The organism is Streptomyces sp. NPDC020731, assembly GCF_044334705.1.
Taxonomy (GTDB): Bacteria; Actinomycetota; Actinomycetes; order Streptomycetales; family Streptomycetaceae; genus Streptomyces.
On the sequence record NZ_JBIRTN010000017.1, the window covers coordinates 134,479 to 148,800 of the forward strand.

At 74.0% G+C, this 14,322-nt stretch carries 10 protein-coding genes; 4 read left to right on the forward strand and 6 right to left on the reverse strand.

Features of this window, described 5'->3' with window-relative positions; translation table 11 throughout:
• Positions 1 to 77: 77 nt before the first annotated feature.
• Positions 78 to 1,349 (reverse strand): SAV2148 family HEPN domain-containing protein, encoded by a 1,272-nt coding sequence (locus ACH4VX_RS25530; protein ID WP_398370468.1) that lies wholly within the window; start codon positions 1,347 to 1,349, stop codon positions 78 to 80.
• A 270-nt stretch (positions 1,350 to 1,619) separates the two neighbouring features.
• On the opposite strand from ACH4VX_RS25530, the gene glgX reads away from it, so the two are divergent.
• From glgX to ACH4VX_RS25545, 3 genes are all read left to right on the forward strand, one after another.
• A complete protein-coding gene (gene glgX, locus ACH4VX_RS25535) occupies positions 1,620 to 3,758 on the forward strand; it encodes a glycogen debranching protein GlgX (RefSeq protein WP_398370371.1) in 2,139 nt (712 codons plus the stop codon).
• Between the two features lie 92 nt (positions 3,759 to 3,850).
• Positions 3,851 to 6,208, forward strand: coding sequence for a malto-oligosyltrehalose synthase (gene treY / locus ACH4VX_RS25540; RefSeq protein ID WP_398370373.1), 2,358 nt, complete (start codon positions 3,851 to 3,853; stop codon positions 6,206 to 6,208).
• Between the two features lie 170 nt (positions 6,209 to 6,378).
• On the forward strand, positions 6,379 to 7,635 hold the full coding sequence (locus ACH4VX_RS25545) for a M14 family zinc carboxypeptidase (protein ID WP_398370375.1): 1,257 nt from the start codon (positions 6,379 to 6,381) through the stop codon (positions 7,633 to 7,635).
• 94 nt (positions 7,636 to 7,729) lie between these two features.
• On the opposite strand, the gene ACH4VX_RS25550 is transcribed toward ACH4VX_RS25545, so the two are convergent.
• The 3 genes from ACH4VX_RS25550 to ACH4VX_RS25560 all read right to left on the reverse strand — a co-directional run bounded on the left by ACH4VX_RS25550 (position 7,730) and on the right by ACH4VX_RS25560 (position 10,154).
• The gene (locus ACH4VX_RS25550; RefSeq protein WP_398370376.1) at positions 7,730 to 8,146 is read right to left on the reverse strand and encodes an SSI family serine proteinase inhibitor; all 417 of its coding nucleotides are present in this window, start codon (positions 8,144 to 8,146) and stop codon (positions 7,730 to 7,732) included.
• Positions 8,143 to 9,486 (reverse strand): M14 family zinc carboxypeptidase, encoded by a 1,344-nt coding sequence (locus tag ACH4VX_RS25555; protein WP_398370470.1) that lies wholly within the window; start codon positions 9,484 to 9,486, stop codon positions 8,143 to 8,145. Before ACH4VX_RS25555 ends, ACH4VX_RS25550 begins: the two co-directional genes overlap by 4 nt.
• Positions 9,487 to 9,602: 116 nt before the next feature.
• On the reverse strand, positions 9,603 to 10,154 hold the full coding sequence (locus ACH4VX_RS25560; protein WP_398370377.1) for an FHA domain-containing protein: 552 nt from the start codon (positions 10,152 to 10,154) through the stop codon (positions 9,603 to 9,605).
• Between the two features lie 173 nt (positions 10,155 to 10,327).
• Here ACH4VX_RS25560 and treZ point away from each other — a divergent pair, with 173 nt between their 5' ends.
• Positions 10,328 to 12,073 (forward strand): malto-oligosyltrehalose trehalohydrolase, encoded by a 1,746-nt coding sequence (gene treZ / locus ACH4VX_RS25565; protein WP_398370379.1) that lies wholly within the window; start codon positions 10,328 to 10,330, stop codon positions 12,071 to 12,073.
• 9 nt (positions 12,074 to 12,082) lie between these two features.
• Here treZ and ACH4VX_RS25570 read toward each other — a convergent pair whose 3' ends face one another.
• Both ACH4VX_RS25570 and ACH4VX_RS25575 read right to left on the reverse strand, forming a co-directional pair.
• Entirely contained in the window at positions 12,083 to 13,048 is a 966-nt protein-coding gene (locus ACH4VX_RS25570) for an aminoglycoside phosphotransferase family protein (RefSeq protein WP_398370380.1), read from the reverse strand.
• A gap of 50 nt (positions 13,049 to 13,098) precedes the next feature.
• On the reverse strand, positions 13,099 to 14,226 hold the full coding sequence (locus tag ACH4VX_RS25575; RefSeq protein WP_398370381.1) for an aminopeptidase P family protein: 1,128 nt from the start codon (positions 14,224 to 14,226) through the stop codon (positions 13,099 to 13,101).
• Between the last annotated feature and the right edge of the window lie 96 nt (positions 14,227 to 14,322).

Sequence of the window (14,322 nt, forward strand, 5' to 3'; positions counted from 1 at the left end):
CCAGTGGTTCCCACCTTCGCACGCACCACTGACAATCAGAGGATCGCGTTCCGCTTACCGGGCCCGGCCCGGGGCGTTCACGACACCGGTCGCGAATCCGTCCACATCAGCTCGAACTCCTCGCGGTAGGTGGGAAACAGCCCGCCTTCCTCGATTTCGCCCGGCTTGACCACTTTGTTCCCGTTACGCAGGACCAGCACCGGCGCCTCCATGCCCCGGGCCCGGCGCAGGTGGTTCTGCACGACCGCGACGCCGTCCGACCCGTCCCCGTCCACGAGGTAGGCGGTGCAGCGGGGCGTCTCGTCGTAGACCTGGATCTCGAAGGCGCCGGGGTCGTGCAGCCGGGACCGGACGCGGCGCATGTGCAGGATGTTCATCTCGACGCTGCGGCCGAGCTCGCCGCGCTTGAGGCCGAGTTCGCGCTCGCGGCGCTTGACCGCGCTGGAGGCCGGGTTCAGGAACAGCAGCCGCACCCGGCAGCCGGACTCCGCCAGCCGCACCAGACGGCGCCCGGAGAAGTTCTGCACCAGCAGGTTGAGGCCGATGCCGAGGGCGTCGAGCCGGCGGGCCCCGCCGAAGATGTCCTCGGCCGGGAACTGGCGCAGCAGCCGCACCCGGTCCGGGTGGACGGCGACCACGTCGGCGTACCGGTCGCCGACCAGGTCCTCGACCGCGTCGATGGGCAGCCGGCGCGAGGAGGGCACGTCGCCGCCGGCGCCGAGCATCTCCAGCAGCCGCGCGGAGGCCCGCTCGGCCTGGCCGAGGACGGCCTCGGACAGCGCGCGGTTGCGGGAGACGACGTTCCTGGTGACCTCCAGCTCGTCCAGGGCGAGTTCGACGTCCCGGCGGTCGTCGAAGTACGGCTCGAAGCAGGGCCAGTGCGCCACCATCAGCTCGCGCAGCTGCGGCAGCGTGAGGAAGGACAGGACGTTGTCGTCGGCCGGGTCGAGCAGATAGCCCTTGCGGCGGCTGACCTCGCGCACCGCGACCGCGCGCTGCACCCACTCCTGCCCGGCGGGCCCGGCGGCGGCGACCACCCAGTCGTCGCCGTGCACGGGCTCGTAGATGGGGCGCAGGACGGCGGCCACGACCGCGCGCAGCCGCTGCTCGACGAGGTTCAGCCAGATGTAGGCGCGGCCGGCCCGCTGGGCACGGGTGCGCACCTCGCGCCAGGCGTCGGCGCCCCAGTCCAGCTCCGGCCCGATCGAGCCCGCGTCCATCGGCCGTGCCAGGGACACCGCACCGGGCGGGACGTCCGTGGAACTGCTCCCCTCGTGACCGTCGTCACCAGGGGGCAGTTCCAGCCCTCCCGCGCCCACCCGCTTACCGCCTTCCGCTCCCCCGAGCACTCCCGTCCCGACGATCAAGGAGAGTACTCCGCCAGCGGCGCACGGTGCAGCCCGATGGACAGGGTCGTTGCTCAACTTCCCGCATTCACGGGACCGTTCCGCCCGGAGGGCCCCCGGGAGTGATCGGATTCATAGCGGGATCGGCGGCGGGCACGGGTCATCGGACCCGGGGACCTGGGTAGAAGGTGGTTCCCACCCTTTCGGGAAGACACGGAAACACTCGGAGCCAAGGCGCCCCACCGGCGCCGTACACCTGAAAGAGTCGTATCCATGCAGGTCTGGCCTGGCGAGGCGTATCCGCTCGGTGCCACGTACGACGGCGCCGGAACGAATTTCGCGGTCTTCACGGAGGCCGCGGACCGAGTGGAGCTGTGTCTGCTGCACGACGACGGCTCCGAGACCGCGGTCGAACTGCGCGAGAGTGACGCGTTCGTGCGGCACGCGTACGTGCCCGGGGTCATGCCCGGGCAGCGGTACGGCTTCCGTGTGCACGGGCCGTACGCCCCCGAGCGGGGGCTGCGCTGCAATTCGGCGAAGCTGCTGCTCGACCCGTACGCGCGTGCGATCGGCGGGGCGGTCCGGTGGGGCGAGGAGGTGTACGGCTACCACTTCGACGACCGCGACCGGCGCAACGACCTCGACTCGGCGCCGCACACGATGACGTCGGTCGTGGTCAATCCGTACTTCGACTGGGGCGACGACCGGCTGCCCCGTACGGAGTACCACCACACGGTGATCTACGAGGCCCACGTCAAGGGCCTCACCATGCGCCACCCGGGGCTGCCGGAGGAGCTGCGCGGCACCTACGCGGGCCTCGCGCACCCGGCGGTGATCGAGCATCTGACCGGGCTGGGAGTGACGGCGCTGGAGCTGATGCCGGTGCACCAGTTCGTCAACGACCACCGTCTGGTGGACATGGGCCTGAACAACTACTGGGGCTACAACACGATCGGCTTCTTCGCCCCGCACAACGCCTACGCGTCCTGGGGCGACCGGGGCCAGCAGGTGCTGGAGTTCAAGTCGGCGGTGAAGGCGCTGCACGAGGCCGGGATCGAGGTGATCCTCGACGTGGTCTACAACCACACCGCCGAGGGCAACCACCTGGGTCCCACGCTGTCCCTCAAGGGCATCGACAACCCGTCGTACTACCGGCTGACCGACGACCCCCGCTACTACATGGACACGACGGGCACGGGGAACTCCCTGCTCATGCGGTCCCCGCACGTACTGCAGATGATCATGGACTCGCTGCGGTACTGGGTCACCGAGATGCACGTCGACGGGTTCCGCTTCGACCTGGCGGCGACCCTCGCGCGGCAGTTCCACGAGGTGGACCGGCTGTCGTCGTTCTTCGACCTGGTGCAGCAGGACCCGGTGGTCTCCCAGGTGAAACTGATCGCCGAGCCGTGGGACGTGGGCGAGGGCGGCTACCAGGTGGGCAACTTCCCGCCGCTGTGGACCGAGTGGAACGGCAAGTACCGCGACACCGTGCGGGACCTGTGGCGGGGCGAGCCACGCACGCTCGCGGAGTTCGCCTCCCGGCTGACCGGCTCCTCCGACCTGTACCAGGACGACGGGCGGCGCCCGCTGGCCTCGATCAACTTCGTCACCTGCCACGACGGCTTCACGCTGCACGACCTGGTGGCGTACAACGACAAGCGCAACCAGGCCAACGGCGAGGACAACCGGGACGGCGAGAGCCACAACCGGTCGTGGAACTGCGGGGCCGAGGGCGAGACCGACGATCCGGACGTGCTGCGGCTGCGGGCCCGGCAGATGCGCAACTTCATCGCCACGCTGATGCTCTCCCAGGGCGTGCCGATGCTCAGCCACGGCGACGAGGTGGCCCGCACCCAGCGCGGCAACAACAACGCCTACTGCCAGGACAACGAGCTGGCCTGGCTGGACTGGCCCGCGCCCGGCGGAGGGGAGGACGGCGAGGAGGACCCGCGTCGGCAGCTGCTGGAGTTCACCCGCGCGATGGTGTGGCTGCGCAAGGACCATCCGGTCTTCCGGCGGCGCCGCTTCTTCCACGGCCGGCCGGTGGAGGGCACCCACGACGACCTCTCCGACATCGCCTGGTTCACTCCCGAGGGCGCGGAGATGACCCAGCGGGACTGGGACTCCGCGCGGGCGTCGGCGCTGACGGTGTTCCTCAACGGCAACGCGATCTCCGAGCCCGGTCAGCGCGGGGAGCGCATCACCGACGACTCCTTCCTGCTGATGTTCAACGCCTCCCCCAAGCCGCTGGACTTCGTGGTGCCGGTCGACCACGGCCGGCAGTGGCAGGTGGTCGTGGACACCGCCCGCGCGGACGGCGTACCGCCGGGGACCGGTCCGAAGGTGGCGGCCGGCACCCGGCTGACACTGACCGACCGCAGCATGACGGTGCTGCAGCGGCCGGTGTGAACGTGTACCCCGGGGCCGCCCGTCCGGGCGACGGGTGGTTCGGCGGGAGGAGCGATGACACGAAAGGCGGCTACGCGGGTACGTAGGTTCCCATGACCTCTGAGCGACCTGACCCGGCGGTGCCCACGGCCACCTACCGGCTGCAGTTGCAGCCCGGCTTCCCGTTCGGGGCGGCGGCCGGCGCCGTGCCGTACGTGGCCTCGCTCGGCGTGTCCCATCTGCATCTGTCGCCCGTCCTGGAGGCCGTACCCGGCTCACCGCACGGCTACGACGTGGTGGACCACACGCGCGTGCGCGAGGAGCTCGGCGGCGAGGAGGGCCTGCGGGAGCTGGCGCGCACCGCGCGGGAGCACGGGCTCGGGCTGATCGTGGACATCGTCCCGAACCACATGGCGATGTCCCCGCGCCACAACCGGGCCCTGTGGGAGGTGCTGCGCGAAGGCCCCGACTCGCGCTGCGCGCGGTGGTTCGACATCGACTGGGAGGCGCAGGGCGGCCAGGTGCTGCTGCCGGTGCTCGGTGGGCCGCTCGGCCGGGAGGCCGGCCACCTGAGGACGGACGGCGACGTGCTGCGCTACCACGACCACGCGTTCCCGCTGCGCGAGGGGACGGCCGGACTGCCGCTGCCGGAACTGCTGGACGCGCAGTGGTACCGCCCTGTGTGGTGGCGTCTCGCGCGGACCGAGCTGAACTACCGGCGGTTCTTCAGCATCTCCGAGCTGATCGGGGTGCGGGTGGAGGATCCGGAGGTGTTCGAGGCCACGCACGCCAAGATCCTTCAGCTGCTCCGGGAGGGCGTGATCGACGGGCTGCGCGTCGACCACCCGGACGGGCTGGCCGACCCCGACGGCTATCTGCGGCGGCTGCACGAGGCCACGGGCGGCCGGTGGACGGTGGTGGAGAAGATCCTCGCCGACGGGGAGCCGCTGCCCGCCTCCTGGCCGGTCGCCGGCACCACCGGCTACGACGCCCTGCGGCACGTGGACGGGCTGTTCACGGACCCGGCGGGGTTCGGGGAGCTGCTCGGCCAGTACCGGCGGTTCGCGGCCCCGCAGACGGACCGGGGCGGTGACTGGGACGCCACCGTGCGGCGGGCCGCGTACAAGGTGCTCACGCACGAGCTCGCCACCGAGGTGGACCGGCTGACCCGGGTGGCGGGCCGGCTGTGCGCGACCGCTCCGGAGACCGGACTGCGCGACCGCGCGCCCTGGGCGCTGCGCACCGCCCTGCAGGAGCTGCTGGTACGGCTGGAGGTGTACCGCCCCTACGCCTCCGTGGACGCGGCCGCTGTCGTCACCGAGGAGGCCGCCGCCGAGGCCCGGCTCGCCTTCGCCGTCCCCGAGGAGGCCGGGGCGGTGGATGTCGTACGGGACCTGGTGCTCGGGCGGTACGGGGACGGGGCGGAGTACGTGGAGTTCCGTACGCGGTTCGCGCAGACCGCGTCGGCGCTGCGGGCCAAGTCCGTGGAGGACACGGCGTTCTACCGCTATGTGCCGCTGCTGTCGGCGGCGGAGGTGGGCGGGAACCCCGGTGACCCGGCGGTGTCCCCGGAGCGGTTCCACGCGTACTGCGCGCGCGTGCAGCGCGACTGGCCGTCGACCGGGACGGTCGTCTCGACGCACGACACCAAGCGCAGTGCCGATGTGCGGGCGGCGCTGCACGTGCTCACGGAGTGCCCGGAGCGCTGGGCGGACGTCCTGGCGGAGGTCACCCGCGCGGGCGAGGGCGTGCCGGACGCGCAGCTGGCGTGGGCGGCCTGGCAGACGGTGTTCGGACTCGGCCCGGCGGAGGAGGAACGGGTGCGGGGGGCACTGCTGAAGCATGTGCGCGAGGCGGGCCTGTACACGAGCTGGACGGAGCAGGAGCAGCCGTACGAGGAGGCGGTGGCGCGGTTCGTGGCGGCGGGGCCGTGCGGGGTGCCGGGCGAGCGGGTGGCGGCGTTCCGCGCCTCACTGGAGGCGCACGTCCGGGCGAACGTACTGGGTACGGCGCTGGTCCAGCTGACGATGCCGGGGGTGCCCGACCTCTACCAGGGCACGGAGCACGAGTACCGGGCGCTGGTCGACCCGGACAACCGGCGGACCGTGCGGTTCGCGGACGACGGGAGCGACGGGAGCGGCAAGGAGGCGGTCACGCGGGCGGCGCTGCGGCTGCGGGCGCGGCGGCCGGACGTCTTCGGTGACACGGCCGCCTACGAACCGCTGTCCGCCGAGGGACCCGCGGCGGCGCACTGCCTGGCCTTCGTGCGCTCCGGCGAGGTGCTCACCGCCGTGACCCGTCTGTCGCTCCGGCTGGCGGAGGCGGGCGGCTGGCACGACACCCGCCTGCCCCTGCCGCCGGGACGGTGGGCCGACGTGCTGGAGACGGGACGGGAGTTCAGCGGGCACGCGCGCGTGGCGGAACTGCTCGAGCGCTCACCCGTGGCGCTGCTGGAGCGGATCGGGGACTGACGCCGGCCGTGGCCCGGCGGGGCGCGCGCCGCACCGGCTGTGCCCCCGCGTGGTGACCGGGTGCCGGCACGCCCCGGGGCGCCCCCTGGAGCCTCCCCCGCCGCGCCCTTGACACCGCCTTCCGGCCGTGGGGTACTGCGCGGAGCGGATTCAGGTGGTTGTGACGGGGGGTGGGTCCGCTGCTGGAGCTGCGCTATCCGACGGTGGCCGAACTGGTCTCCGCCGCCCGCGCGCTGGCGGCCGGGTCGCCCGGTCTGTGCGTGCTGAGGCGGGTGGGGGCGTCCCGCGCGGGCCGGCCGTTGCATCTGCTGTCCGTCGGCCACGCGCGGCGGGCCGTGCTGGTGGTCGCCGGCGCCCACGCCAACGAACCGGCCGGCGGGGGCACGCTGCTCGCGCTGGCCCGGCGGACGGTTCAGGAGCGGGAGCTGCGCGACGGCACGTCGTGGCACTTCCTGCTGTGCGCGGATCCCGACGGGGCGAGTCTCCATGTGACCCCGTCGCCGCGCAGTCTGTACGACTACCACCTGGGGTTCTTCCGTCCCGCGGGGCCGGAGCAGCCGGAGTGGGCGCCGTCGGTGCTGCCGCCCGGCCTGCTGCCGCCCGAGACCCGGGCGCTGACCGGGGTCATCGACGAGGTGCGGCCCTATCTGCAGGTGTCCCTGCACGGCACCGATCTGGGCGGCAGCTGGGTGCAGCTGACGAGGGACGTGCCCGGGCTCGCGGAGCCGTTCGCCAGGTCGGCGGCGCAGCTGCACATACCGGTGGAGACGGGCGCCTCGGACGCGGCGGGCTGGCCGGCGTCCGGTCCCGGGGTGCATGTGATGCCGGTGCCGGAGACCACGCCCGCCTATCCGAGCCTGACCGACGACGCACGGCACAGCACCTGGTACCACGCCCACCGGTACGGCGGCCTGACGGCGGTGATCGAGGTGCCGATGTGGGCCGGCGGCCTGGTGGACGACCCGGCGCCGCATCCGGCGCCGGACGCGGCGATGCGCCGTCTCGCGGACCGGTTGCTGCGGGACGCGGGCGAGGTGCGGCGGGTGCTGGAGGAGGCGCGTCCGCGTCCGCTGGGCGAGGACGCGGACGGGCCGCTGCTGCGGGCGGTGGTCTGGGGGCTGGAGCTGGTGCCGGGGCTGGCCGCCGACCTGGTCCGCACGCCGCCCGTGGACGGCACGCGGGCGTATGTGGGCAGCGTGGACGCGTTCGCGCGCCGGGTGCCGCTCAGGGCGGCGGCGATGCTGCGGCGGGTGCTGCGGGAGAGCGACGCGGGGGCGGCGGCTCGGCTGGAGGGGCTGGTCGCGCGCTGGAGCGCCGCGTTCGCGGGGCGCTTTCACGCGCGGTGGGTTCCGGTGGACCATCAGGTCGAGCACCAGTGCCGTACGGTGCTGGTGGCTGCCCGCCAGGCGCGCGAACAGGCGTGGTGACGGGGGCGCTCGTGTGCGTCGGTGCCGGGCGGGGGCGGGTGCCGCTGCGCCCACCCGTGCCGCCCCGGCGGCGCGACTGCCCGCAGTTGGGTCGTCACGGGGTGTCCAGGGCGAAGACCGAACCCGTCCGGGCGGTCAGCAGGCAGGTGTTCGAGAAGGTTTCGGTGTACTCGACGGGCTGCCCGCGCCACGTCCCGTGGGCGTGGGCGGTCACCGGCGCGAAGATCATCGGGCAGACGGCGTCCCTCGCCGGGATGTCGGCGATGCGCCCGTCCGCCGCGGTCAGCTCCGCGCAGGCGTCGGCGGCGTGCCGGTGGCCCCGGGGCGGGTCGCACCGCAGCATGGTGCCGTCCTCCGCGCTGGACGGCGTCTCCCCGTGACTGACCGTGAGCATCAGCCAGCTGTCCTCGGCGGAGTGCCCGGCGCCGGCCCGTGCGGGTGCCGTGCACGCGAGCAGGACGAGGGCGGTGAGCAGTCCCGCCCGTACCGCTTTCACTGAGATGTGCGTCATTCCCGATGCATCGGCACGACGGTGTCCGGACCCCACCCCGGCTCACCCGAACGGAAGGCTCCGCGGCCTGCCAGCTCGAACGCGGCGAGGACGACCCGCGCCTGGTACTCGGCCTGGCGCGCGACCGCGATCCAGCGGGCCCCGAACACCTCCCGGAAGTCGGCGCACCGCGCGTCGATCAGCCGGTCCAGTTCGGGCAGCGCCCCGGCCGGATCGCGTCCGGCGCGCGTCACCAGCTGGTGCAGCAGCCCGGCGGTGCGCAGGGCCAGCCGCCGTCCGGCGAGGCGCAGGGCGGCGAGGCGGGCGGTGGTCATGGGCGGCAGCGGATGAGCAGAATCGTTCCCGCAGTCGGGATCCCACGCGTCGGCGAGCCCTGGGCAGACCAGGAGATAGTCGTCGACCGGGGCGAGCAGCCGCGCCGCGTCGGGTACGCCGGCGAGGTACGGCCGGATCCGGGCCGTCAGGCCGCTCAGCAGCAGGGTGTCCTGGCGCAGGGTGCGGCTGACGGACCGCAGCTCCGCCTCCACGCCGGTGCGCGGGGAGCCGTCCGCCACGGCCGCCACTCCCCACATGGGTGCCTCGACGACCGCGGTGAGGGTGCCGTGCCGGTGCGGGTGGAACCACGTCGACTCCACGGCGGCCTCGGTGATGGCGGCGGCGAGGTCACGGCGGCGCGGGGGCGGGATGCGGTAGACGGCGGGGCCGAGGCCGGGCCAGTACAGGGCGTCGTAGGCGCCGAGCTCGCGCGGGACGCCGAGGCGGGCGGCGATGCCCGCGACCCGCCGGTCGAGGCCGGGCAGGTCACGGGTGAGCTCGACGAAGCCGCCGCCGACGTCGACGCCGTGCAGGGAGCACTGGAGGAAGGGCCGCAGTTCGTCCTGGAGGGCGAGCAGGGCGCGGGTCTCGGGCAGTGCGGCAGCGGCGGCGCCGTCGGGCAGCCATTCGGGTTGTTCCAGGAAGCCGGGCCGGAAGAAGTTCCGGAAGTGGTGGCCGAGGGTGTACGGGCCGGTCAGCCAGCGCTCGTTGCGGCGCAGTCCGTCGGGGTCGAGGCACAGCAGCAGGTTCCAGGTGACGTCGGCGCCCTCGGTGAGCCGGGGGTCGGCCAGGGCCCGCTCGGCCAGACGCAGCACGGTGGCACCGCCCGCGGGCTCGTTGGCGTGCGGCCCGGCGACGACGAGGGCCTGGCGGTTGCCGTGGCCGACACTGAGCAGCCACAGGGGGGCGCCCGCGCGGGAGGCGCCGACGCGGCGCAGCCGGGCGTCACGGGGATGCCGGGCGGCGAGGGCGGCGGCCCGCGCGCCCAGTTCGTCGACGGTCGGGTAGTGCGGGAGGGGCGGCAGGGCACACCTCCACGAAGCGGCGCCGTCGTTTCACCGGGAGTGCATGGCGTACGCACAGTCAGTCACGACTTCGGGGGTACGTCAACACCTCGACGATCGCGGGGATTTCGCCGGGGTCAGTGCGCCGCGAGCCGGTAGGTGATCTGCCCGAAGCCGATCTGGTCGCCCTCGCGGACGACGGCCGCGCCGACCACCCGACGCCCGTTCACCGTGGTGCCGTTGGTGGAGCCGAGGTCCCGCAGCACCCAGAGGCCGCCCTGGTGGCGGAGTTCGGCGTGCACGCGGGAGACCGTCTCATGGCTGAGCCGCAGCCCGCTGCCGGGATCGCGGCCTATGCGCAGGGGGTGGCCGGTCGCCGGCTGCGGCAGCAGCAGCTTGGGAAGCTTCTCGGCCTGCCAGGCCCGGCGCAGCCGCACGGTGAATCCGGAGACGGCCTCCACGGTGCCGAACACCAGGCGCGAGAAGCGGCTTTCCTGCGGCAGGTCGGCGGTGAGTGCGGCGAGTTCGTCGGAACGGCGCGCCACGAGCGCGAGTTCCATGCGCCGGACGAACGTGTCGTGGGACAGGCGGCCCATGGCGACGCCGTCCCGCAGCACGCTCAGCGCCTTGTCGCGCTCCGCGTCGGAGAGCCGCGCGGGGTACGTGGGGAACTCGAAGGACGACGTCACGACGCTGATTGTCGGTCAGCGACGGCCGGGCTGTCCAGAAAGCGGGGAAACGGCCGCACGCGCGCGTGCCCGGCGACACCTGCCGCAAAAGGGCGGATCCTCCGGCGAATTGATCTCCCATGAAGCACGATGGAGGGGCTACATCACGGTGAGCAGACGAAGGGGAACCGTCCGTGCAGTTCGAGGTGTGGGCACCACAGGCCGGCCGAGTGACGCTCGAGTGCGACGGCGTCACACGGGCGTTGGAGCGTGACCCGGAGCGGGAGGGATGGTGGCGGGGAGAGGCCGAGGCGCACGACGGCTCCCGGTACGGCTTCGCGCCGGACGACGGTCCCGTCCTGCCCGATCCGCGTTCGCGCCGGCAGCCGGACGGGCCGGACGGCCTGAGCGCCGTCGTCGACCACGACCGGTTCGCCTGGCGTACGGAGTGGACGGGGCGCCCGCTGCCCGGCGCGGTGCTGTACGAGCTGCACGTGGGCACGTTCACGCGCGAGGGCACCTTCGACGCCGCCGCCGGGCGGCTCGGCCATCTCGCGGAGCTGGGCGTGACGCATGTGGAGCTGATGCCGGTGTGCCCGTTCCCGGGCCGGCACGGATGGGGGTACGAGGGGGTCTCGCTGTGGGCGGTGCATGAGCCGTACGGCGGTCCCGAGGGGCTGAAACGGTTCGTCGACCGGGCCCACGCCCTCGGGCTCGGCGTCGTGCTGGACGTCGTGCACAACCATCTGGGGCCGTCCGGGAACTACCTGCCGCTGTTCGGGCCGTACTTCACGGACACCCATCACACCCCGTGGGGGGCGGCGGTCAATCTGGACGCCCCCGGCTCCGACGAGGTGCGCGCGTTCCTCGTGGACAGCGCGCTGGCATGGCTGCGGGACTACCGGTTCGACGGACTGCGGCTGGACGCGGTGCACGCGCTGGCGGACACGCGCGCGTGCCACTTCCTGGAGGAGCTGTCCGGGGCCGTGGACGCCCTCGCCGCCGATACCGGCCGTCCCCTGTTCCTGATCGCCGAGTCGGACCTGAACGACCCCAGGCTCGTCCGGCCCCGCGCGGAGGGCGGCTTCGGGCTGCACGCACAGTGGAACGACGACTTCCACCACGCCCTGCACACCGCGCTGACCGGTGAGGCGCAGGGCTACTACGCCGACTTCGCGCGTGCCCCGTTCGCGGCCCTCGCCAAGACGCTCACCGGCGGCTTCTTCCACGACGGCACGTACTCCGGCTTCCGGGGCCGGCGCCACGGCCGCCCCCTGGACCGCAACCGGGTGGCCGGGCACCGGCTCCTCGGCTACGGCCAGACCCACGACCAGGTCGGCAACCGCGCCCAGGGGGACCGTCTGGCCGCCCTGGTCTCCCCCGGGCTGCTGGCCTGCGCGGCGGCACTCACGCTGACCGCTCCCTTCACGCCCATGCTGTTCATGGGCGAGGAGTGGGCGGCGGGCACGCCCTGGCAGTTCTTCACCGACCACACCGACCCGGAGCTCGCCAAGGCGGTGCGTGACGGCAGGCGCCGGGAGTTCGCGGCGCACGGCTGGGCCGAGGAGGAGGTGCCGGACCCGCAGGACCCCGCCACCCGCGACCGCTCCTGCCTCGACTGGTCGGAGCCGCAACGCGAGCCCCACGCGCGCGTGCTGTCCTGGTACCGGCTCCTCCTCGCCCTGCGCCAGGAGCAGCCGGACCTCACCGACCCCGACCTCGGCGACACCAAGGTGGCCTACGACGAGGAGCACCGCTGGCTGGCCTTCCGGCGGGGGGACGTCCGGGTCGCGGTGAACCTCGGCGGCGGGCAGGCGGCGATCCCCCTGGGCGTCCCCGACGCGCGCGTCCTCGCGGCATGGGAGCCGGTGGAGACCCCGGGCCCGGACGGGGTGCTGCACGTACCCGCGGAGTCGGCGGTGGTGCTGCTGCGGGAATGACAGCCGTGGCTACGGGGCCTCGTCGCCGTCGCCGAGGTCCGTCACGCGTTCCAGCATGATCGGCTCCCAGGCGCGGCGCAGCCGGGCGCGCAGGACCGGCGGCGGGGTGGTGGTACGGCCGGTGAGGGCCTCGGCGAGGTGGCAAACGGAGTCGCAGCGGGCCAGCCACAGGCCGCGCAGGCAGGGTCGTGCGCCGTAGCCGGCGAGGGTGGCGGCGCGTACGGCGGCCGGGGCGCCGACGGCGAGCGCGAGGCCCGCGATGTCCTCGGCGGGGTCACCGACCACCGCCGCGTCCCAGCCGAGGACGCCCCGTACGCGGCCGTCCGCGCTCACCACGAGGTGCCCGCCGGTGAGGGCGTGGTGGACGAGGACGGCCGTACCCGGCTGGGCGGCGAGCTGGACCGCGGCGGGCGGGGTGAGCCGGTTCAGCCGGCCCGGGTCGAACTCGTCGGCCTCGGCGAGGCGTCCGGCGGCCTCCCCGGCGGCCCGGCGCAGGGCTTCCAGGGAGCGCGGGGGGACGCGCGGCACGCCGAGCGTCTCCGCCTGCCGCGCCGGCACCTCGCGCAGCCCGGTGAGCAGCCCGGCCAGGTCGGTCTCGCCGACGGCGGAGACGGCGTGCTCCTCCCCCGTGCCGCCGGCCAGCCGGGTGTCCAGGGTGCAGAGCAGACCGGGGGCCCACTCGCCGTGCGCCACGGCGGACGGCAGCGCGACCGGGACGTGCGGGCGGACGAGGTCGCGCAGCCGCAGTTCACGGCGGCGGCGCACGCTCGCCTCCCGGTCCGGGGCGAGGCGCAGCACATGGCGGGTGCCGACCCACCAGGTGGCGGGATCGGCGCCCGCGGCGGCGGGCCGGACGTCGGGTCCTGCGGGGGAATCCGCGCCGCCGCCCCTGCCGGCGCCCTTGTCGCCGTCCTTCAGCAGGGAGCGGGCGAGTCGGCGGACGGTGTCCGCGGTGGGTGTCGGTGCCTGGGTCATGATCGCGCCGTTGCCGTTCGGGGAGGCAGGGAGGGGACGAGGGGAGCCGTTCAGTCCACTATGACCATCTCCCGTGCGGTGTTGTTCAGCCGCCGTCCGCCGTCCTCGGTCACGGTCACGATGTCCTCGATGCGCACGCCGAACCGGCCGGGCAGGTAGACGCCGGGTTCGACGGAGAAGCACATGCCGGGGACGAGGGGCCGCTCCTCGCCCTCGATCATGTAGGGCGGCTCGTGCGTGGTGACGCCGATGCCGTGCCCGGTGCGGTGGATGAAGTGCTCCCCGTACCCGGCGTCGGCGATGACCGTACGGGCGGCGCGGTCGACCTCCTGGCAGGCGGCTCCGGGCCGTACCGCGCGAAAGCCCGCCTCCTGGGCCTCGCGCACGAGGTCGTGCACCCGGCGCTCCTCGTCGGTGGGTTCGCCGACGTGGACGGTGCGGGAGGTGTCGGATCCGTAACCGTCCTTGAGGCCGCCGAAGTCCAGGACGACCATGTCGCCGCGTTCGATGACGCGGTCGCCGATCTCGTGGTGCGGGTTGGCGCCGTTGGGGCCGGAGGCGACGATCGTGAAGTCGACCTGGGAGTGTCCGAACCGGCGCAGCAGGGCGGCGAGATCGGCGGCGACGTCGGTCTCGCGGCGACCGGCGAAGGCGACCTGCCTGATCTCCTCGAACGCCGCGTCCGCGGCGGCCCCGGCGGCGGCCAGGAGCTCCAGCTCCGCCGCGTCCTTGACGGCGCGGAGCATCGGCAGGGCCTCGGTGAGGGAGGCGTACGAGGTGCCGGGCAGCGCCTTCTGCAGGCCCAGCAGGTGCATGGCCCAGGCGTTGTCGCTGATGCCGAACCGCCCGTCCGCGTCCAGCAGGGCGGCGGTGGCGGCGTAGGGGTCCTTGCCGTCGGTCCAGTCGCGCAGGGTGAGGGAACGGGCGCCGAGGGCGCGTTCGGCGTCCGGGGCCTCCAGGGTGGGGACGACGAGCACGGGGTCCCGGCCGGCCGCCAGGACCAGCAGGGTGAGCCGCTCGGTGACGGCGGTGGGGGTGTAGCCGGTGAGCCACACCAGGTCGGGGCCGGGTGCCACGAGCAGTCCGGCGAGCCCGGCGTCGGCGGCCTGCCGCGCCGCACGCTCCATGCGGGCCTCGTAGTCGTCGGCGGTGAAGGACGCGGGCACGGCGCCGGTCATTCGGGGGCCTCCCAGGGCGACAGCAGGTTACGGGCAGCATCCTGCCCGGCGGGCGGGGGCGGCGCGAGCCGGTTCGCGGTGTTCGCCCCGCGACCC